This window comes from Polaribacter sejongensis, assembly GCF_038024065.1.
In the GTDB taxonomy this organism is placed as follows: domain Bacteria; phylum Bacteroidota; class Bacteroidia; order Flavobacteriales; family Flavobacteriaceae; genus Polaribacter; species Polaribacter sejongensis.
This window is the reverse complement of the sequence record NZ_CP150667.1, coordinates 2,497,564-2,519,304: the sequence shown is the minus strand read 5'-3', so window position 1 is coordinate 2,519,304 and position 21,741 is coordinate 2,497,564. Positions and strand designations below refer to the sequence as shown.

Genomic DNA, 21,741 nt, shown 5'->3' with positions numbered 1-21,741 from the left:
TATGATTACTGTTTACTTAGAATTCAATAAAGCAAACTTCATTGCTTTTGCTTTCAGTAAGCATTCTTCGTATTCCTTTTCTACTACAGATTGTGCTGTAATGGCACCACCAACAGAGTAGGAGATGTATTTTTTATCTTCATTATATAAGATACTTCTTATAATTACGTTAAAGTCAAAATCATTTTCTGGTGTAAAATAACCAATCGTTCCAGAGTATAATCCGCGTTTGGTTTCTTCTAAATCTTCAATAATTTTCATGGCAGAAACTTTAGGAGCTCCGGTCATACTTCCCATCGGAAACGTACTTTGTAGCACGTCTATCGGATGTGTGTTTTCTTCTACTTCAGAAACTACTGTAGAAATTAATTGATGTACTTGTTTAAAAGAATATACTTTGCACAATTCTTCTACTTTTACACTTCCTATTTTGGCTGTTTTAGACAGGTCATTTCTAACCAAATCTACAATCATTACATTTTCTGCGCGTTCTTTTTCGTCTCGCGTTAAATCTAACGCTAATTGCGCGTCATCAAATTCGCTTACCAATCTTTTTGCGGTTCCTTTTATAGGTTGAGAAATTATTTTTGTGCCTTCTTTTTTAATATATCTTTCTGGTGATGCGCACAAGGCGTATTGATTATCTAACTTTAAAAAAGAAGCAAAAGGAGGTTCGGAAATCTGGTTGAGGTGTTTATACACTTCTATCGGATTTATAGTAGCGTTTTCTGCATAAAATTCTTGACAAAAATTGGCTTCGTAAATATCGCCTCTTTTTATATGTTCTAAAACTTCGGTTACTTTTGCATGGTATTCATCCTTGTGAATTCGTAGTTTTATTTTGATGTCACTTTTAGATTGCTGGATTGTTGGATTTTTAGATTTAAGAATCTCATCAAAATCACCTTCAATTTCATTATCTACCATTCTTAAATACTGAAACTCTACAGAACTTCCCTTTATAAAAACAAGCTTTTTAGGTTGAAAAAAATACAAATCGGCAAAATCTAAACCATCAAAGTTCTTGGAATAAAGTTGCTCAACATCATTTTTAACATCATAGGTAATGTAACCAAAAATATAATCTTTGGTAATGGTTTGGTATTCCTTTAATTTCTCAAAAGCGTTGTAATAATCTGTTTTAATAGAAGTAAAATCGTCTGCTGCTAATGCACCATCGAAACTAGAGTATTTTTGATGATAATTGTTGGAGTCTAACCAAATAACAGTTTCAAATTGTTGCGCCCAAGACAATAAATTGTTTTTGAACTCAATAGTATTATCAACAGAAAAAGTGCGAGTTGTTCTTTGCATATTCGCTTCAAAAATACAATTCTTATTTCTTTGAGGTATAAATTTTTAAATTGATTTGATGTTGATGTTAAAATGTTTTTCCAATTGTAAATTGGATAGGAATTGCAACACCAGAATTTTTGGTAAAAATATTTCCGTTAGAGTAATGCATAATTCTAAGTTCTGCGTTGTAAGCTCTTTTTTCTCCAAAGAAAACACCTAAACCCATCGTATCTTGATACGTAATTTTAGGTCCTGTTTCTAGATTATCTATGTTGCTTTTGGTTAAAAAAGTAGGCCCAATTAAAGAATAATTGGTGTACATGTCAAAACCATCTCTTCGCATTAAGTAAAAACGCATGGTAGGGAAAATAGAAAACGCAAACACATTTGTATTGGTGGCTTCTGTGTTAAAAGCGGTAACACTTACACCCCAATCTAGAGAAAAAAGTTTTTGTGTTCTAAAAGCAAGTCTTTGGTAGGTGATAGAAAAAGAATTTTCTGCTTTTACATCTCCAACCCAAAAAACTGGAATTCCGAAACTTTCGAAATTACCAACTTTTAAGCTCATTCCGAAAAATTGGTTTGCGCCAAAACCAATTTTACTGGTTCCGTAACTGACTTGTAAAATGTTATTTGGAAAGAAATACCTTTCATCATTTTCGTACTCTAAAGCCAACTCTTCAGGTATTTTCTGAATGTGATATTCAAAACCAACAGAAGCTTGCGAAATAGAAGGTTGATTGTGTTTGTTAGATTTCGGAAAGAAAGTCCCGTTTAGGGCCAGTTTCCATCTGTCATTTAATTGGTAATTGAACCCAAAACCATAGAGTAAGTTTCCAAAATGAGCATCGTCATAAATTACTTTTTCGTCTATAGAAAAACCACTTCGTGTAACATTTGCAGCGCCAACTTCTCCAAAAAAGGATAGCTTTTTAGTGATGTTGATGTTTTTTTTGAGTGACAAATACCAAGCGTTAATCCACACACTTCTAAAATAACCAATATTATTTACATTGTCATATTTAAACCAAGAAGCAGGTCTAATAACTCCAAATTGTAATGCTAGGTTTTCATTTACTTTATAGCCAAAACCTAATTTTCCTGAAAAATAATTTTTACTGAAGGTTTCTGTTTCATAACCATCAATTAAGTTATCATTAGAAAAAGGATAAAAAATACCACCAAAGTTAACACTATAGTAAAAGTTTGATAAAAATTTAGAAGGTTGTGTTTTTGGGGTCTCACTTTCTTGACTATTCAGATTGTAAAAAATCATTAAAAAAGAAAGTAACAGCATATTTTTTTTCATGTTATAAAAGTAAGTAACTTTTTAAAAAGAAAAAGGAAAGATAAAAGCCTCTTGATATGAATTGACAATTATGTTTTTTTTATATTTATTTTTTGGTAGTATATTTACATTATGGAGTTAATTATTTTAGGATTGATTATTGGTTTAGGGATTTCCTATGTGATATCGAAACGATTTTCAGTATCAAAGAAAAAAGATTTAGTAGAAAAGCAATCTGTTATTTTATTGGATAAAATAAAGAAAGTGTCTAAATTGATTACTGTAGAAGGCGATTTCTCTGAAATTTATCATCATGAAAATACCAAAGAAAACTTTTGGGGATTTAGTAGTAAGAAAAAAGCGATTGTTTTAATTCAGGCAAAAGCACACATTGGTTTCGACTTTAGAAAAATTAAACTGGCAGCTAATACAGAAAAAAAGGAAATTGTTTTATCAAATTTTCCGCAGCCAGAAGTAGTTTCTATTGAATGCGATATTAAGTTTTACGACATAAAAAATGGCTATTTAAATAAGTTTGGTACAGAAGATTTTACCAGTTTAAATAAAGACGCAAAAGAACATGTGTTGAATAAAATACCAGAAAGTAATTTAATAAAATTGGCAAATAAAGAAGCTTTAGAAGCCATTTTATTAATGGAAAACATCGTAGAAACTATTGGCTGGAAACTAGATTATACGGCTTTAGAAGAAAATGAAGCGCAAAAAAAAATCTCGAAATAAATGTATTTCGAGATTTTTAAAATTATATGTTTTACTGTTTAAGCATTTAAAGGCTTTCCGTCCCAAGCAGCTTTTGCAGCTTCTTTTACCGCTTCAGAATACGTTGGGTGACCATGACAAATTCTTGCCAAGTCTTCTGCCGATGCTCTGTATTCCATTGCAACTGCAGCTTCCATAATTAAATCTGCAACACGTGCACCAACCATGTGAACTCCTAAGATTTCATCTGTATTTTTATCTGCAATAACTTTTACAAAACCATCGGTATCTCCACTTGCACGAGATCTACCTAAAGCTCTCATAGAAAATTTACCAACTTTGTAATCTACTTTTGCATCTTTTAATTCTTGTTCTGTTTTACCAACAGCAGCAACTTCTGGCCATGTATACACAATACCAGGAATTAAATTATAATCGATATGTGGTTTTTCGCCAGCTAAGTATTCAGCTACAACAACACCTTCTTCTTCTGCTTTGTGTGCTAACATTGCCCCTTTAACAACATCACCAATTGCGTAAATATTAGAAACATTGGTTTGTAAATGATCGTTTGTAGTAACTTGCCCACGTTCGTTAACTTCTACACCAATTTTTTCTAAACCTAAACCTTCTGTATATGCTTTTCTACCAACAGCAACCAAACAATAATCTCCAGTAAAAGTAACTTCTTCACCTTTTTTGTTATTTGCTTTTACGATAACTTCATCACCGTTTCTTTCTACAGAAGTAACACCATGACTTACAGCAAATTTAATACCTTGTTTCTTTAAAACTTTAGTAAGTTCTTTAGAAACATCCGCATCCATAGTTGGTGTAATTTTTGGTGCGTATTCTACTACAGTTACATTTGCTCCTAAACGTTTGTAAACAGTACCTAACTCTAAACCAATAACTCCACCACCAATTACAATTAAATGTTTTGGTACTTCAGTTAATTTTAAAGCTTCGGTAGAAGTAATTACACGCTCTTTGTCTAAAGAAATAAAAGGTAAAGTAGACGGTTTAGAACCTGTTGCGATAATAATATTAGTTCCTTCAATTATTTCTGAAGAACCATCGTTTTTAGTAATTTTTACATGTGTTGCATCTTCAAAAGAACCTAAACCTTCAAAAACATCAACATTGTTTTTGTCCATTAAATATGTGATTCCTCCTGTAGTTGTTTCTACAACTTTGGCTTTTCTTTCTACCATTTTTCCAAAATCGAACGTAGGGTTTTCAACAGAAATTCCATGCTCGTCAAAATGGTTAACAGCATCATAATAATGATGAGAAGAATCTAATAATGCTTTAGAAGGAATACATCCAACATTTAAACAAGTTCCTCCTAAAGTTGAATATTTTTCAATAATTGCTACTTTTTTACCTAATTGAGATGCTCTAACTGCAGAAATGTATCCTCCAGGACCAGATCCAATTACAATAATATCGTATTTCATGATTGCGTTTTTTTGCGTAAAGTGTAACCTTTCGCTTTGTTTCTTATATTGATGAACAAAAATACATATATTTTCATAGAATAAAGTAAGAAATAAGTAGTTTTACCAATCTGAATTTCTTAAATTTTAGCTAAATAAATTTTAAAAAGAAAAGGGTTTTAAATGAAAAATGATTTGAAAGAATTGACAGAACAACATGTCTTAATTATTGGTTATGTTTGGGTTGAGCCAAATTCTTCTGCTGCCGGAAGTAGAATGATGCAATTAATTGAGCAGTTTTTAAAACATAATTTTAAAATAACTTTTGCTTCTCCTGCTCAAAAAAGTGAAAAAGCTACAAGTTTAAGTTCTTTAGGGATTGATGAAGTTTCTATTGAATTAAACAATGCTTCTTTTGATGGTTTTATAAAAGAGTTACAACCAACAATTGTGATGTTCGATCGTTTTATGATGGAAGAACAATTTGGTTGGCGTGTTGCGGAAAATTGCCCGAATGCAATTCGGATTTTAGATACGGAAGATTTACATTTTCTGCGAAAAACACGTCATCAACAATTAAAAAAAGGAGAAGAATTTACAACAGAAGCATTATTAAAATCTGATGATGCCAAAAGAGAAATTGCGGCTATTTTACGTTGCGACATGAGTTTGATTATTTCTACCTACGAAATGGATTTATTAAAATCTGTTTTTAAGGTAGATGAAAAAATCTTGTATTATCTGCCTTTTTTATTAGATAAGATTGATGATCATCAACAAGAAAAATGGAAATCTTTTGATGAAAGAGCAAACTTTGTGTTTGTCGGTAATTTCTTTCACAAACCAAATGTAGACGCTGTTTTAACTTTGAAAACTGAAATTTGGAGTGAAATTAGAGAACTGCTTCCAAAAGCAGAAGTTCATATTTATGGAGCGTATGCGAATCAACAAATAAATCAATTACATAATAAAAAGGAAGGTTTTATTATTAAAGGTTTTGCAGAGGACGCTAAAGAAGTGGTGAGAAATGCGAGAATTGTTTTAGCTCCGTTGCGTTTTGGGGCAGGAATAAAAGGAAAGTTAACCGAAGCCATGATTTGTGGAACGCCAAGCGTAACTACAGAAATTGGTGCAGAAGGTATGTGTGATAGATTTCCTTGGAATGGTTTTGTAGAAAATGATTTTTCTGATTTTGCATTGATTTCCGCAGAATTGTATCGAAATAAAAATTTGTGGAAAAGTTATCAATTAACAGGAGCTGAAATTATCAATGAAATATATGATAAAGAGAAATTAGGTGTGCTTTTTATCAATCAAATAAAAGAAATTCAAGAAAATTTAGAACAACACAGAACTCAGAATTTTTTAGGAAATTTATTGCAACATCAAACGTTACAAGCCACAAAATATATGAGTAAATGGATTGAAGCTAAAAACAGTATTCAGTAATTTATTTTAAAGAGATCAGTACTTGTTTTTAAATATTATAATTGCATAAATAAATGCAATATGTCTGGTTGAACTCAGTTGAAACCTATTTTAGAGATCTAATAGTTCTCGACTGCGCTCGAACTGACAATAGGAATTTAATTTCTATAAAATAATCTCTTTTACAATACTCTCGTTTCCAAATTTATCAACAGCGGTTATGGCAATTGCTTTTAAGATACTTTTTGAATTTTTATCATCAACCTTAACTAATGGAATGTTTTGTGAGTTTGTGAAATTACCATGAATGCTATAATCCCATTTAGAGTTGTATTTGTAGTACACTACCCAATTGGCAATTTTATCAATGTTTTTATGCGTCCAAGTTACCTGTAAGTTGTTTTTTTCTTTCGAATAATTTACCGTTGGTGCTTCTGGTGTTGTTGTACTTAACCAAGGGTAACTTGGTGTTAATGCTTGTTTTTTATAAGGACCGTTAAAAATTGCTTCCGTAAGTTCTGGAGAATCAATTAAAGGCGCAATGCTCCAATGCACCGTTCCTGGAGATTTTGAGGTCATTCCGCGTGTAATCATAATTTGATTGATGGTTTCGTCAATGGCTTCTTCTCCTTTTTTTCTGCCAATACTCATTCCTGGCCAAAGATGTCTTTCTTTGGTGTTTTCTCCTATCCACCAATTTAATAAAACAGGAAAACTAACATCCATTCTATTAATTGGCCAATACAATTGCGGTGTAAAATAATCTATCCAGCCTTCGTTTAACCATAATTTTGCGTCTGCATACAAGTCGCTGTATTGGTCAAAACCAGCAGTTACTGATGCAGGATAATTTGGTCTCCAAAAACCAAAAGGACTAATTCCGAATTTTACGTTAGGTTTTGTTTCTTTTATGTTTGTGTAAATACTTTTAACAAATTGGTTTACATTGTCTCGTCTCCAATCATCTCTTTTTAATTTTCCACCAGTGTTTAAGTATGCTTTCCAGCTTTTATCATCAGGGAAATCTTTATTGTTGTTGTAAGAAGGGTATGGGTAAAAATAATCATCAAAATGAATTCCGTCTACATTATATCTTTCAACAATGTCCATAACAACTTTGTAACTATGGTTTTGCGTTTTTTTATTTCCTGGATCTAACCAATAAAAACCAGTTTCTAGTTTTACAGCTAATTCTGGTTGTTTGCTAACAATAGAGGCTGAGGTTATTTCGCCTCCAGTGGTGTGGTGTGCTCTATAAGGGTTTAACCAAGCGTGTAATTCTAGTCCTCTTTTATGTGCTTCTTTAATCCAAAATTCTAGAGGATCATAATACGGAGAAGGCGCTTTGCCTTGCGTTCCTGTTAAAAAATAAGACCAAGGTTCTAAGTCGCTTTTGTACATAGCGTCTGCTTGTGGTCTAACTTGTAATACAACGGCGTTAAAATTATTTTTATGAAGAAGGTCTAATAATTTAATAGCTTCCTCTTTTTGTTGTTTGCTAGAAAGGCCACGTTTACTTGGCCAATTTATATTAGCAACACTCGCAATCCAAGCAGCTCTAAATTCTCTTTCAGGAGCAGGAACTACCCGCTTTTTTACCTCAATGATTTTTTTAGCTTCAATAATTTTTTCAACATCAACATTTTTTTCAATTTCAATGTTTTTTTGTGTTTCATTGCCTTTTTTTATTTCTGTATTATAGACTTTTTTACTACAATTTATAAATAGTAAAGTGAATAAAACAATAAAATATATTGATTTGGTGTTTTTATAAAAAAGCATTTTCATTGATGTTGTTGTATTTATTCTAATAATCGCTCCTTTTTTCTTAATGAAAATTACATTAAAACTACGCCAGAGTCAATATAGGGTTTTAATATAGGATCGTCTAGTTCTAGATCTGTAATGGCAATATCAATTTCTTTAAGAGGGCAGATATCGTAATTTAGCCTGATATTTAGTTTGTTGGAAGTAGATAGGTAGACATTGCGTTCAGAAGAATCAATCATTGCTTTTTTAACCAATGCAACCTCGTAGCCTTCGCCGGTAATTCCTTGTTCAGCATTAAAAGCACTTACACCTATAAAGCAAAGATTTGCGGTAATGTTAGATAAATATTGAATTACATCTATACCGGTTGTTACCATCGAGTTTCTTTGTATTCTACCACCAATAAAAATAGTTTCAATAGTTGCGTGTTCTGCCAATTGCATTGCAATTGGTAAGCTATATGTATAAATGGTTGCTTTTAAATTTTTTGGAAATAATTTTGCTAACATCAAATTTGTAGTACCTCCACTCATTATAATAACCATTCCGTCTTCTACTAAAGTAATTGCTTTCTTAGCAATAACAACTTTTTCTTCTCTTTTGTAGATTACATCTTCATTATAATGATAGAGTTTTTGCATGGTAGAAATTGCTCCTCCATGTACTTTGGTTAGTAGTCCTTTTTTATCTAACTCCTTTATATCTCTTCTAATAGTGTCTTCTGAAACATTTAATTTTTCAGCCAAAAAAGTGGAACTAACCTGTCTGTTAATACTTACTTCGTCTACTACTTTTTGCTGTCTCTCTTTCTTTTTCATAAAAAAATGATTTTTTCAAAAGTAAGATTTTATTTAACCATTTTGCAAATGCTTTTTATTTAAAATGATTTTTTTTGCCGTTTTTTTGCGTTTTTGTAATTAAAAACGCAAAAATTAACTAATTTACAATTAATGTTAAATAGAGTAGCTTTTGTTCATTTTCCTTAGTGATACATTCATTTATTGTTGTATTTGATTGATTTTGTGCTTATTTGGTAATTTTTAATAATTCTTGAAATCGCAATGGATGCGTGTTTTTTTCTTGAAATATTTAATTTTTCGAATAATTTTATTAAATATTGCAAATTCATGCAATTAACTTGCAGCTTTTTGTTTTTTTTATATCTTTACCTTAAATAATTCAAATTCAAACTAGATGAAAAAAAATTACAAACTAACATTGTCCTTGATAGTGTTTTTGATTGTGCAAAGTACATTTGCTCAATTAAGGACTATTTCGGGAGTTGTTACAGAGAAAGGCAGTGAAATACCATTGCCGGAAGTTAGCGTTTTTATTAGTCAAATTAATAAGGGTAGTGTTACCGACTTTGATGGGAATTATTCTATTAAGGCTGAGGATTTAAAAGGAAAAACAATTGCCTTTAGTTATCTTGGTTATAAAACGGTTACAATAACCTTAACTGGAGAAAATCAAGTTATAAACGCAGCGTTAGAAGCAGATGCTACTGGTTTAGATGAGATTGTGGTTACCGCACTTGGTATTAAAAGAGCGGCAAAATCTTTAGGGTATTCTTTAACGGAAGTTGGTGGAGAAGATATGTCTGCGGTAAAAAGCACAAGTGCTGTTAATTCTTTACAAGGTAGAGTTGCTGGTGTAAATATTTCTGCAGGTAGTGGAGGAGCTGCTGGATCTAGTAGGGTAATTATTCGTGGAGCAAGTTCATTAACAGGAAACAACCAACCTTTATATGTAATTGACGGAATTCCTATTATTAACAACACAAATGGTTCTGTAGTTGGTGCAACCAATGATGGAACAGGAGATGGAGGAGATGATATTTCTTCATTAAACCCAGATGATATTGAAAGTGTTTCCGTTTTAAAAGGAAGTTCTGCTGCCGCACTTTACGGTTCTTTAGCATCTAACGGTGTTATTATGATTACTACAAAATCAGGAAAAGGTCAAAAAAGAATGGGCGTAGAGCTTTCTAGTTCTTTTACTTTTGATAAAATTAATACTGATTTACAAAATTTTCAAACTACTTACGGACAAGGAAATAATAGATTAAAACCAGGTTATGAGTATGATGGTAGCGGTCAGCCAGTTGAAATTTCTAATATAGCCAATGCAATTGATGATTCTTTTGTAAGTTCTTTACAGTCTTGGGGAGATAAATTAGATGGCTCAATGGTTTATAATTGGGATGGTACTAAAAGACCTTATTCAAATACAGGAAATAACCTAGATAAATTTTACAACGTAGGTTCTACAGTTATAAATACAGTAGCATTATCTAAAGGAGGAGAGGAATATAATTATCGTTTGTCTTTTTCTAATTTAGATAATGATGATATTTTTCCGAATACTACTTTAAATAGAAAATCGATATCATTAAATGCTTCTGCAAATATTACTCCTAAATTAACATCTACAGTTAATGCAAAATATGTTATTGAAAAAGTACATAATCGTATTAATATTGGAGATACACCAGGTAATGCAAATACAGTAGCCTATGTGTTGCCAAGTAGTCTTAATATTACAGATTTAAAACCAGGCTTTAATGAAGAAGGTACAGAGTTATTGTTTCAACCAAGTCAGTTTATTTCTAATCCATATTGGGCAACAGATGCTTTTAATAATGATGATAAGAAAAATAGATTTACAGCATCTACATCTTTAAAATATGATTTTAATGATTGGTTATATTTAACAGGTCGTGCAGGTATAGATACCTATGATTTAAGTAGAAGAAGAGTAACTCCTTTTGGAACAGCATACAGACCAGCTGGTGAAATGACAGAAGCAAAATCTACGTATACACTGTTTAATGGAGATTTAATGTTAGGTATTAATAAAGATTTAACAGAAAAAATTTCTACAAGCTCAATTATTGGAGCAAATACAAGAACATCATCTTTCGAATCTTTAAGTGCATTGGGTAGAGGTTTTATTGTTGAAGGTTTAGAAGATATTAACAATACAACGTTGCCAGAACCAAGTTTTGGATATTCTAAAACAAAAACAAATTCACTTTATGGATCTTTTGAAGTAAGTTATGACAAGTACTTTTACTTAACATTTACAGGAAGAAACGATTGGTTTTCTACACTATCTTTTCCTGGAAAGACAACTCCAAACAATGGTTTTTACTGGTCTCTAAGTCAGAGTTTATTATTAAACGAATTGTTTGATTTACCAGAACAAGTTAATTATGCTAAATTTAGAGCAAGTTACGCGCAAGTTGCGGGTGGAGCTAGTAATGCTTATAGTTTAAATTTAGATTATGCAATTACAGGTTCTTTTCAAGGACAATCTTTTGGGCAATTAAATGGTAATTCTATTCCTAACCCTAACTTAGTTCCTTTTCAAAAGAATGAATTTGAAGTAGGTTTTGATGGACGTTTCTTTCAGAATCGTTTAAATTTAGATGTTGCTTATTATCAAAATCAAACTACTAATGATATTGTAAGTGCTTCTGCATCTCAATCATCTGGTTTTACATCGTCAATTCTTAATATTGGAGAACTTCAAAATAAAGGTTTTGAATTTTTAATAGGTGGTACTCCAATTAAAACGGAAGATTTTTCATGGTACACTTCTTTCAATTTTGGTTATAACGACAGTGAAATCGTTCATACAGATGATGAGGATACTGCTATTAATGTTGATGGTAGCCAGACGCGTTCTAGAACAGCAATTATTTCTCATATAGTTGGCGAAAATTATGGTGTAATTTGGGGGTCTTCTTACAAGAGGGATGCTGATGGTAACATTATGTACAATACAACGGGGTCTATTCCGAAACCAATTCAGGGAGAAAATAAAATTTTAGGACAAGGTGTTGCACCATATACTTTAGGTTTTTCTAACTCTTTTAAATACAAAGATTTTTCATTAAACTTTTTAATTGATGCTAAGTTTGGCGGAAGTGTTCATTCTGGTACTAACAGAGAGTTAATGATGCGAGGTTTACATGAAAAAACATTAGAAGGTAGAGAAGATGGTTTAGTGGTGTCTGGCATAGATGATGCAACAGGAAACCCATTTACAATGACTGTAGCACCAGAAAACTTAAGAACTTATTATGGTTTTATTGGTGAAGAAAACTCTGGTATTTCAGAAGAGTTTGTTTACAGTACAGATTTTATAAAATTTAGAGAATTAAGTATAGCTTATAGTTTACCGAAAAAAACGTTAGAAAATATTTTTGTAAGTGATGTAAGACTTTCTTTAATAGGAAGAAATCTATTTTACATTTCTAAAAAAATAGATAACGTAGACCCAGAAGCTTCATTAAACAATTTAAATTCTCAGGGTATAGAAAGATTCGGAACACCATCAACTAGAAGTTATGGATTCGCAATAAATGTTAAATTTTAAAAAAATAGATCATGAAAAAAATATTTATTTCATTCATAATTATAATGTTTACTTTAAGTGCTTGTGACGATGGTTTCGAAGAACTTAATGTAAATCCAACAAAGCCAGTACAATTAGATCCTTCTACAAAATTCACCTATGTTCAGTTATATACAGGTGGTAGTAGTTATGTAGCCTATTTATTTTGGAATATAATTCACTTAATGCAAAACGTACAACATTTAAATAATACGTCGTATGCATCATTTTTATATAAAGAAGGAAATACACATTGGTTATTTGAAGAGCAATTTAAAACTACGGTAAAGAATATTGTAGATTTAGAAGCACAATTAGAGGTAAGTACAGAGCCAACAGCAACGATGGATTTGGCAATTACTAAAGTGCAAAAAGTATTAATTTTTAGTAGAATTACAGATGTGTATGGAGATATTCCTTACAGTGAAGCTGGTAAAGGTTTTTTAGAAGGAATTCGTTTTCCTAAATATGATCAGCAAAGTGCTATTTATGCAGACATGTTATTGTCTTTAGAGAGTGCAACCGCAACTTTAAGTGCTGGCGGAACAAGTTCTTTTGGTTCTGCAGATTTAATGTTTTCTGGTGATGTTGCAAAATGGAATAAGTTTGCAAATTCATTAATGTTACGTTTAGCACTGCGAATGGTAAAAGTAGATGAAGCTGCTGCTAAATCTTGGGCAACCAAAGCAATTGATGGAGGTGTAATGACAAGCAATGAAGATATTGCATATATTCAATACGAAAACTCGGCAAATGATGGAGGACCAAACGTAAACCCGTTAACAAAAGGTTTTACTTCTAGAGCATCTACACAGGTTAAGATTTCTAAAACTTTCATGGATTTTATGAAAACAAGAAACGATCCAAGAGTTTCTGTTTTAGCATCTACAGTGGATGGAAATACTGATTTTGCACTACAATTTGGACAAGATATCAACGATGAAACAAGGGGTGAAGCAAATTCTAAGCCAAATATTAACATTTTTGGAGGTTCTGGTACTGTCATTTATGATGCGCCTTTTTTCTTTCAAACCTATGCAGAAGTAGAGTTTATGTTAGCAGAATCTGCAGAACGTTGGGGTTTAGCCGGAGGAGCATCAAATGTAGAAACGCATTATAATGCAGGTGTAACAGCGGCAATGCAATATTTATCTATGTATGGAAGTGCTGCAGATATTACAACTACTCAAATAAATGATTATTTAAGTGCTAATCCGTTTGTGCCAGCGCAAGCTTTAAAAATGATAAATGAGCAATATTGGGTAGCAACTTTTGGTAATGGTTTAGAGACTTTTTCTAACTGGAAAAGATCAGGATATCCAGCTTTAGTACCTGCAAATGTTGCGGCAACTCTTACCAATGGAGAAATCCCTAGAAGACTTCCTTATCCAGCATCCGAAAAATTAAATAATTCTACCAATGTTGAAGCTGCAATAGCTGTACAGGGAGGAGATCTTTTAACCACAAGAATGTGGTGGGATAAAAATTAATTATAAAGCGAGTCCCCCAATAATTAATTTAATGTTTGTTTTTTTTATTTTTTTGAACTAGTAAGGGGTGAGATGGTATGAAAGTCGATTCTCACTCCTTATTTTAAAGAATGTAATTTGAAGTCAAATATAGGAGGACTAATTTTTAATATATAACTATTTAAGAGGGTAAGAATTAAGACTGTATACATATGAAAAATCATAAATCAATAATACCTTACTTTATTATCCTTTTACTTTTAGTAAGTAATTGTAAAGATAATTCTAAGAAAAAAGTGGAGGAGAGTAACGTGGAGGTTAAGCCGAAGGTTACTACACCAACTACACCAAACAACAATGAAGTTTCCATTGTCAAAGAAGATAATGTTTTTGTTATTGATCAAACTTTTTCAAAGGAAGATGATCAAAAGAATATAATAGGAAAACCTGTAGAGGTTGATTTATCAACAACATCAGGAGCTATGCTTTCAGCGTATTCTAAATATAATGATGATTACACCGTTTTTTATAAAACGCTAGAAAATGACGCTTGGTCTGATTGGGTAGAATTGAAGGAAAATGAGCATGTCGAAAATCCAAATCGCAAAGTCTTTTCGCCACAAAATTTAAAAAATTCGGTACAAAAAGTCCAATTTAAATCAAGTAAAATAACAAAAAGTGAAGTGATATTTAGAATATACACATTTGAAAAATAATCCTCTTTATGAAAAAAATAGTATTCTTATTGGTTTTGATGTCATCGTATTTTTGTTTTGCAGATTGTACGCAACCCGACTTTTGTGGAAGAGCTTGTTGGGATACAAATGGTACGCGTCCTGCTCAAACAAGTCCAAGTTACACAACACCTACTCATATTATAGTACATCATACAGGAGATGGAATTGTTTTTCCAGCGAATACTAATTACGCGGAAAAAATCAGGTATTATTGGGATTTACATGTAAACACCAACGGATGGTCTGATCTTGGATACAATTGGTTAATTGATAGAAATGGTGTTATTTATGAAGGAAGAGGAAATGGTGTTGCAGGAGCACATTTTAGCGGACATAATGCGGGTACAATGGGTGTTTGTATGATTGGTGATTTTACTTTAGAATCTCCTTCTGCAAAAGCCTTAACTTCTTTAAAGAATATAATATCTTGGGAGGCAACAGATAAAAATATAGATGTAACAGGTGCTAGTTATCATGCGTCATCGGGACTTAGCTTAAACAATGTTTCAGGTCATAAAGATGGTGGAGCAACTGCTTGTCCTGGTACAGATCTTTATGATTTGTTACCAAGTATTAGAACTTCTATAAGTGCGTTTTCATGTTATACAGATACCACTCCAGCGCCAGGTTTAGATTGCTCAAGTGCAATAGAACTAAGTAATGGTGTTACCTATTCTGGAAGTAGCTCTACGGCAGGTTCAAAAGTTTCTACTTTCGGGTGCAACTCTTGGACAGAAACAGGTCCGGAGAGAGTTCATAAAATAACTCCTACAGCAGACGGAACAATAACAGTAAGTTTATCTAATTTTTCAGGAGATTTAGATGTTTATATTTTAGGAAGCTGCGATCCTTCAGATTGTTTAGGAGCTGTAAGTTCGTCTTCAGCAACTTTTGAAAATGGTATTGCAGGACAAACGTATTATTTAGTTGTAGATGCAGATGATGGTAGTGGAGGTGCGTATGATATTGTAGCAACATATTCAGAAGCAGTAATTACTGAAGATATTATAATTTCTAATGGACTTGTAAATTTAACAACAGTAAACGCAGGTGAAAATATTGAGGTTTCAGCGACACAAAGTTATTCAGGGTCTCAATTAGCTGTAGACTTACCTAATATTCATTTAGGTTATTATTTGTCTACTGATTGTAATTTGAGTTCAGATGATATTTTACTTGGAGAGAGTAGTGCTAATTTAGGTAGTGATAATACAACTCAAAATGAGAGTGAAACTCTTACCATACCAAACAATACAACTGCTGGAACTTATTTTATTCTATTTTCCGCGGATAATGAAGATAAATTAACAGAAAGAGATGAGACTAATAATGCAAGTTGCATACAAATTACAATAAATAGTTCTGTAGAACCTGAAGATATAAAGGTGATAAATACAGTTGTGAGTCCATTGGTTGTAAATGCAGGAAATAATATTAATGTTACTGCTACGCAAAGTTATTCAGGATCTCAATTAGCTGCTAATTTACCTAGTTTTAATCTTGGTTATTATTTATCTACGGATTGTGATTTGAGTGAAAATGATATTTTACTTGGAGAGAGTAGTTCTAATCTTGGTAGTGATAGTACTTCTCAAAACGAGAGTGAAACTCTTACCATTCCTAGTATTACAGCTGCTGGAACTTATTTTATCCTATTTTCTGCTGATAATGAAGGTAAATTAACCGAAAGTGATGAGGTTAATAATACCAATTGTATTCAGATTACGGTAGATGCTGCTTTGGCGAATGTAGATTATCAATTTAAAAATCAATTAAGTGTTTTTCCAAACCCTACATCAGACATCATAAATATAAAGGCAAACATCAACTTGGTTATTAATAAGCTTTATATCTATAATTTAAATGGGCGTTTACTAAAAGAAAGTACAACTGATTTGAATAAAATTAATATTTCTGAATTATCCAAAGGAATCTATTTATTAAAAGTGGTGAGTAATGAAGATAAAACAGCCGTTTTTAGAATTATTAAAAAGTAAAAATATTTTAATCGACTGATTTAGATTTTAAAACGTTAAACAATAAAGTACATGAATTCAACCATAATTTTATTAATCATTATCTCTTATTTTGGAGTATTAATGTTAATATCTCACTTTGCTTCAAAAAATACAAGTGATGATTCTTTTTACACCGGAGATAGAAAATCTCCATGGCAAGTAGTTGCTTTTGGAATGATTGGAGCCGTAATGTCTGGTGTTACATTTGTTTCTATTCCAGGAATGGTAAGTAATAATTATTTCTATTATTTACAATTTGTTTTTGGTAATGTAGTAGGATATATTTTTATCACCTATGTGTTAATTCCTATTTATTACAATTTACAACTCGTTTCTATTTATAGTTATTTAGAAACAAGATTTGGTCCTAAAACCTATAAAACAGGTTCCTTATTTTTTCTGATATCTCAATCGTTTGGAGCTGCTTTAAGATTATTGTTAGCCGCAAAAATTTTACAATATGCTGTTTTTGATGCGTTGAATATTCCGTTTTTCTTAACGGTAATTATCATATTGATTTTAATATGGATGTACACAAACAAATCTGGTATTAAAACAATTGTTTGGACAGATACGTTGCAAACATTTTTTCTATTATTGGCAGCAGTTGTATCTATATATATCATTAAAGATTCTTTAAATTTAAGTTTTTCGGAAACCATTACATCTGTGACAAATCATAAATATTTTAAGGTTTTTAATTGGGATTTTAATTCTGGTAGCAATTTCTTTAAACAGTTTATTTCAGGAATTTTAATTGCAGTTGCCATGGTTGGTTTAGATCAAAACATGATGCAAAAAACATTAACCTGTAAAAGTAAAAAGGAAGCGCAGCGTAACATTCTTACCTTTAGTTTATTCTTGGCCTTAGCACAATTTTTATTTTTAGGTTTAGGAGTGATGTTATATTTATATGCAGAAAAATTCGGAATTCAATTAGAAACAGAAAACGGTCAATTTATTCATACAGATAACTTATTTCCAATGCTTTCTTTGGGGAGTTTTGGTACAGTAGCAGCAATCAGTTTTATTTTAGGAATTACGGCTGCTTCATTTTCTAGTGTAGATTCGTCATTAACGGCGTTAACTACATCTTTTACACATGACTTTTTAGATATTACTCATAAAAATTCAAAAGAAAAAAAACGTCTTAAAAATTATGTTTTACTAGCTTTCTCTATTGTAATCTTCATTATTATAATGTTGTTTTCAGGAAGTAAAGGAGACGTAATTACAACAATTTTTAAAGTGGCAGGCTATACGTATGGTCCTTTATTAGGGCTTTACCTGTTGGGTATTTTTACTAAAATAAAAATAAAAGATACAGCGGTACCTTATGTCTGTGTTTTAATGCCATTACTTACTTATTACATAAATTACATAGTTAAAGTTAAGTTTTCATTTGATTTAGGTTTTATGAACATTTTATTAAATGCATGCCTTACTATACTATGTTTAATCCTTATACGAAACAAAAATGACGAATAAATTAACTACAGAACAAGCATCAGATTACAATAACTTAGAGCAGATGAGTACCACAGAGTTACTCACAAATATGAATACGGAGGATAAATTGGTTCCTTTAGCAATTGAAAAGGCAATTCCATCCATACATAAACTTGTAGATGTAATTCATGAAAAAATGAGTAATGGAGGACGTCTGTTTTATATTGGAGCAGGAACAAGCGGAAGGTTGGGAGTGTTAGATGCTTCTGAATGTCCGCCAACCTATGGCGTTTCTGATAATTGGGTAATCGGAATTATTGCTGGTGGAGATATTGCACTTAGAAAAGCAGTAGAAAATGCCGAAGACGATACAGAATTAGCTTGGGAAACTTTAAAAGAACATGACATTTCAGATAAAGATGTTTTAATAGGAATTGCAGCTTCTGGTACTACACCTTACGTAATAGGAGGTATGCAAAAAGCAAAAGAGCAGAACATAGTTACGGGTTGTATTACGTGTAATGAAGGTTCTCCTGTTGCATTAGAAGCAGATTTCCCTATAGAATTAGTAGTAGGACCAGAATTTGTAACAGGAAGTACAAGAATGAAAGCAGGAACTGCTCAGAAATTGGCTTTAAACATGATTTCTACTACGGTTATGATAAAACTAGGTAGAGTAAAAGGAAACAAAATGGTAGACATGCAGCTTTCTAATAAAAAGCTAGTTTCTAGAGGTGTAAAAATGGTGATGGATGAACTAAATATTGATACAGAATTAGCAAGTGAGTTGTTGAAACAACATAAAAGTGTTCGGAAATCTATAGAAGCTTATAAAGAAGCGGTAAAATAATATTTTCTATAAAAATGGCATTAAAAGAAAGATTAATAGCATTAGATGTTCTGAGAGGTATTACAATTGCTTCCATGATTTTGGTGAATACACCAGGGAGTTGGTCTTATGTTTATTGGCCATTGTTACATGCAAAATGGCATGGTTTTACACCAACGGATGCTGTTTTTCCTTTCTTTTTATTTATTGTGGGGGTGTCCATACATTATGCTTTTAAAAACTTTAGAGAAAATGAGTATAAAAGGGCACTCAAAAAGATTGTTAAAAGAACTTTAATAATTTTTGTAATCGGATTGTTTTTAAATTTATTCCCAAAATTTAATTTTGAAACGGTTCGGTATTTTGGGGTATTACAAAGAATAGCAATTGCCTATGGTATTGGTGCTACTCTTTGTTTGTTCTTCAATAAAAGAAATCTAATCTATATAACCATATTAATTTTAGTTGGCTATTGGGCTATTTTATATTTCTTCATGCCTGAAAATCCTTATGGTCCACAAACCAATTTAGTAGGTAAAATAGATTTGTATTTATTTGGACCAGAGCATATCTGGAAAGGACTTGGTTTCTCATTTGATCCGGAAGGATTACTATCTACGTTACCATCAATTGCAACAGTACTTATTGGAAGTCTAACTGGTGATTTTTTAAGCAAACGATCTGATAATAGTACTAAAATAAAAACTCTTTTAAACTTCGGAATTGGGCTTGTTGTGCTCGGTTACATTTGGGGTTTTGTATTTCCTATTAATAAATCGCTTTGGTCAAGTACTTTCGTTTGCTTTTCCGCAGGATGGGCAATGCTATTTTTGGCATTTTTAATATGGATTATCGACGAAAAAAAATATACAACGTGGTCTAAACCATTTATCCATTTTGGTACAAATCCTTTATTCATTTTTGTGTTTTCTGGTTTGTATGCAAAAACGATTATTTATTTAATAAAAATCACCAATTTACAAGGTGAAATAGTATCAGTAAAACAATATTTGTATCAAGATGTTTTTTTTCCAATTGCCGGAAATATGAATGGATCACTTCTTTTTGCAGTTGCTCATATTGTCTTTTTCTGGTGTTTAGTGTACCTATTACACAGAAATAAAATATTTATAAAAATTTAATTACTAAAAATGAAAAAATTAATTCCTACACTCTTAGTCTTATTATTCGTTGTTTTAAGTTGCGATAAAAAACAAACGGTAAACAAATCATCAGAAAATACAGAACGAACAAAATGGGTAGATAGCATTTATAATACAATGACTTTAAAAGAAAGAGTTGGGCAATTATTTATGATTGCAGCTTATTCTAACAAAGACCAACAGCATACAGATGATCTAAATAAAATAATTAAAGAACACGGTATTGGAGGGTTGGTGTTTTTTCAGGGAGGACCAGTAAGGCAGGCAAAGCAAACAAATTTATATCAAGCTACTTCTAAAGTGCCTTTGTTAATTGCAATGGATGCAGAATGGGGTTTAAATATGCGTTTAGATAGCACAGCAAGGTTTCCGTATAACATGACGTTGGGTGCTGTACAAGACAATGATTTGGTAATGAAAGTTGGTGAGAAAATAGGCGAACATTGTAGTCGTTTAGGCGTTCATATAAATTTTGCTCCTGTGGTAGATATCAATACAAATTCTAAAAACCCAATAATTGGTGTGCGTTCTTTTTCTGAAGATAAGTATAATGTAACAGAGAAAGCATTGGCTTATACAGAAGGTATGCAGAGTCAGAATGTATTGGCGTGTGCAAAACATTTTCCAGGACATGGAGATACCGATAAAGATTCTCATAAAACGCTACCAACTGTTACGCTTTCTAAAGAACGAATAGATTCGGTAGAAATGTATCCGTATAAAAAATTATTTAAAAACAATATGGCTGGTGTTATGGTTGGTCACTTAAATGTACCAAGTTTAGAAAAAAACGACGGTTTGCCTTCTTCTTTGTCTCACGAAATTGTAACCAATATTTTAAAGGGAAGACTACAATTTAAAGGGTTAATATTTACAGATGCATTAGAGATGAAAGGCGTGTCTACTTTTAAAGAACCTGGTGATGTAGATTTAGCGGCATTTAAAGCAGGGAATGATGTTTTATTAATGGGAGAAGATGTTTCTAAAGGAATTTCTAAAATTGTAGAAGCGTATGATAATAAGGAGGTAACTGAAGAAAGATTGGCACATTCTGTAAAGAAGATTTTAGCATCTAAGTTTGATGTTGATTTAAATAATTTTAAACCAATTGAAATAGAAAATCTTATCAGCGATTTAAATGATGAAACAAATGATGTTTTAAATGAAGCTGTTTTTATAGATGCTATTACTGCTTTAAAGAATGACAATATACTTCCTCTTAAAAAGGATGCTAATGAAAAAATAGCATTTGTAGGTTTGGGTGATGGAGATTCTGCTGCTTTTTTAAACGCTTTAAAATCACATTTTGAAGTAGATGGTTTTTCTGATTTAAAACTACCTGAATTGCTAATAAAGCTTAAAACGTATGATAAAGTAATTCTTGGTTACCATCGATTGAATAGCCGATTGACTAAAAAAATATCTGATGAAGATAAATTAAAAATAGAAGAAATAGCAAAAAGTAACAAGGTTGTTTTAGATGTATTTGCAAGTCAATACAGTCTAGAAAATTTAGACTTCGAAAATATAGAAGCAGCTGTTATTTCTTATGAAAATACAGATATAGCTCAAAAGGTATCCGCAGAAATTATTATCGGGAATAAGGATACAAAAGGAAAATTATCAGCATCGCTAAATGAAAATTTTATAGCAGGTACTGGAATTGAAATTTTAGAATAAAAATAACTTAAACAGATTCGTATTGTAAAAAACTAAAACTTAAAACCAAGAATT

The 21,741-nt window shown here is 31.6% G+C and carries 15 protein-coding genes; 10 read left to right on the top strand and 5 right to left on the bottom strand.

Annotated elements, in window-relative coordinates:
- Positions 1-12 precede the first annotated feature (12 nt).
- Both WHD08_RS10475 and WHD08_RS10470 read right to left on the bottom strand, forming a co-directional pair.
- Positions 13-1,314: an anthranilate synthase component I family protein gene (locus WHD08_RS10475; RefSeq protein ID WP_208890885.1), complete on the bottom strand. Its 1,302-nt coding sequence runs from the start codon at positions 1,312-1,314 to the stop codon at positions 13-15.
- A gap of 67 nt (positions 1,315-1,381) precedes the next feature.
- Positions 1,382-2,605 (bottom strand): acyloxyacyl hydrolase, encoded by a 1,224-nt coding sequence (locus WHD08_RS10470; RefSeq protein ID WP_244183326.1) that lies wholly within the window; start codon positions 2,603-2,605, stop codon positions 1,382-1,384.
- 111 nt (positions 2,606-2,716) lie between these two features.
- On the opposite strand from WHD08_RS10470, the gene WHD08_RS10465 reads away from it, so the two are divergent.
- Positions 2,717-3,325 (top strand): DUF4230 domain-containing protein, encoded by a 609-nt coding sequence (locus WHD08_RS10465; RefSeq protein ID WP_165733894.1) that lies wholly within the window; start codon positions 2,717-2,719, stop codon positions 3,323-3,325.
- Positions 3,326-3,363: 38 nt separating this feature from the next.
- Here the strand turns inward: WHD08_RS10465 and lpdA are convergent, their stop codons facing one another.
- Positions 3,364-4,764 carry a dihydrolipoyl dehydrogenase gene (lpdA, locus tag WHD08_RS10460; RefSeq protein WP_208890886.1) on the bottom strand — a complete coding sequence of 467 codons (1,401 nt, stop codon included), beginning with the start codon at positions 4,762-4,764 and terminating at the stop codon, positions 3,364-3,366.
- 162 nt (positions 4,765-4,926) lie between these two features.
- Here lpdA and WHD08_RS10455 point away from each other — a divergent pair, with 162 nt between their 5' ends.
- The gene (locus WHD08_RS10455) at positions 4,927-6,192 is read left to right on the top strand and encodes a glycosyltransferase family 4 protein (RefSeq protein ID WP_244183327.1); all 1,266 of its coding nucleotides are present in this window, start codon (positions 4,927-4,929) and stop codon (positions 6,190-6,192) included.
- Between the two features lie 144 nt (positions 6,193-6,336).
- Here WHD08_RS10455 and WHD08_RS10450 read toward each other — a convergent pair whose 3' ends face one another.
- Together WHD08_RS10450 and WHD08_RS10445 are read right to left on the bottom strand one after the other, a co-directional pair.
- The gene (locus WHD08_RS10450) at positions 6,337-7,959 is read right to left on the bottom strand and encodes a glycoside hydrolase family 10 protein (protein WP_244183328.1); all 1,623 of its coding nucleotides are present in this window, start codon (positions 7,957-7,959) and stop codon (positions 6,337-6,339) included.
- Positions 7,960-8,009: 50 nt separating this feature from the next.
- Positions 8,010-8,759: a DeoR/GlpR family DNA-binding transcription regulator gene (locus WHD08_RS10445; protein WP_165733892.1), complete on the bottom strand. Its 750-nt coding sequence runs from the start codon at positions 8,757-8,759 to the stop codon at positions 8,010-8,012.
- A gap of 376 nt (positions 8,760-9,135) precedes the next feature.
- Between WHD08_RS10445 and WHD08_RS10440 the strand changes: the two genes are divergently transcribed.
- The 8 genes from WHD08_RS10440 to WHD08_RS10405 all read left to right on the top strand — a co-directional run bounded on the left by WHD08_RS10440 (position 9,136) and on the right by WHD08_RS10405 (position 21,687).
- Positions 9,136-12,324, top strand: coding sequence for a SusC/RagA family TonB-linked outer membrane protein (locus tag WHD08_RS10440; protein WP_165733891.1), 3,189 nt, complete (start codon positions 9,136-9,138; stop codon positions 12,322-12,324).
- An 11-nt stretch (positions 12,325-12,335) separates the two neighbouring features.
- Positions 12,336-13,832: a SusD/RagB family nutrient-binding outer membrane lipoprotein gene (locus WHD08_RS10435; protein WP_208890887.1), complete on the top strand. Its 1,497-nt coding sequence runs from the start codon at positions 12,336-12,338 to the stop codon at positions 13,830-13,832.
- A gap of 191 nt (positions 13,833-14,023) precedes the next feature.
- Positions 14,024-14,527 (top strand): hypothetical protein, encoded by a 504-nt coding sequence (locus WHD08_RS10430; RefSeq protein ID WP_208890888.1) that lies wholly within the window; start codon positions 14,024-14,026, stop codon positions 14,525-14,527.
- Between the two features lie 8 nt (positions 14,528-14,535).
- Positions 14,536-16,545 carry a T9SS type A sorting domain-containing protein gene (locus tag WHD08_RS10425; RefSeq protein WP_208890889.1) on the top strand — a complete coding sequence of 670 codons (2,010 nt, stop codon included), beginning with the start codon at positions 14,536-14,538 and terminating at the stop codon, positions 16,543-16,545.
- A gap of 51 nt (positions 16,546-16,596) precedes the next feature.
- Positions 16,597-18,054 (top strand): sodium:solute symporter, encoded by a 1,458-nt coding sequence (locus tag WHD08_RS10420; RefSeq protein ID WP_165733887.1) that lies wholly within the window; start codon positions 16,597-16,599, stop codon positions 18,052-18,054.
- Positions 18,044-18,865 (top strand): N-acetylmuramic acid 6-phosphate etherase, encoded by an 822-nt coding sequence (gene murQ / locus WHD08_RS10415; protein WP_165733886.1) that lies wholly within the window; start codon positions 18,044-18,046, stop codon positions 18,863-18,865. Before WHD08_RS10420 ends, murQ begins: the two co-directional genes overlap by 11 nt.
- Positions 18,866-18,879: 14 nt before the next feature.
- On the top strand, positions 18,880-19,986 hold the full coding sequence (locus WHD08_RS10410; RefSeq protein WP_208890890.1) for an acyltransferase family protein: 1,107 nt from the start codon (positions 18,880-18,882) through the stop codon (positions 19,984-19,986).
- 9 nt (positions 19,987-19,995) lie between these two features.
- Positions 19,996-21,687: a glycoside hydrolase family 3 protein gene (locus WHD08_RS10405; protein WP_208890891.1), complete on the top strand. Its 1,692-nt coding sequence runs from the start codon at positions 19,996-19,998 to the stop codon at positions 21,685-21,687.
- The last annotated feature ends 54 nt before the right edge of the window (positions 21,688-21,741 follow it).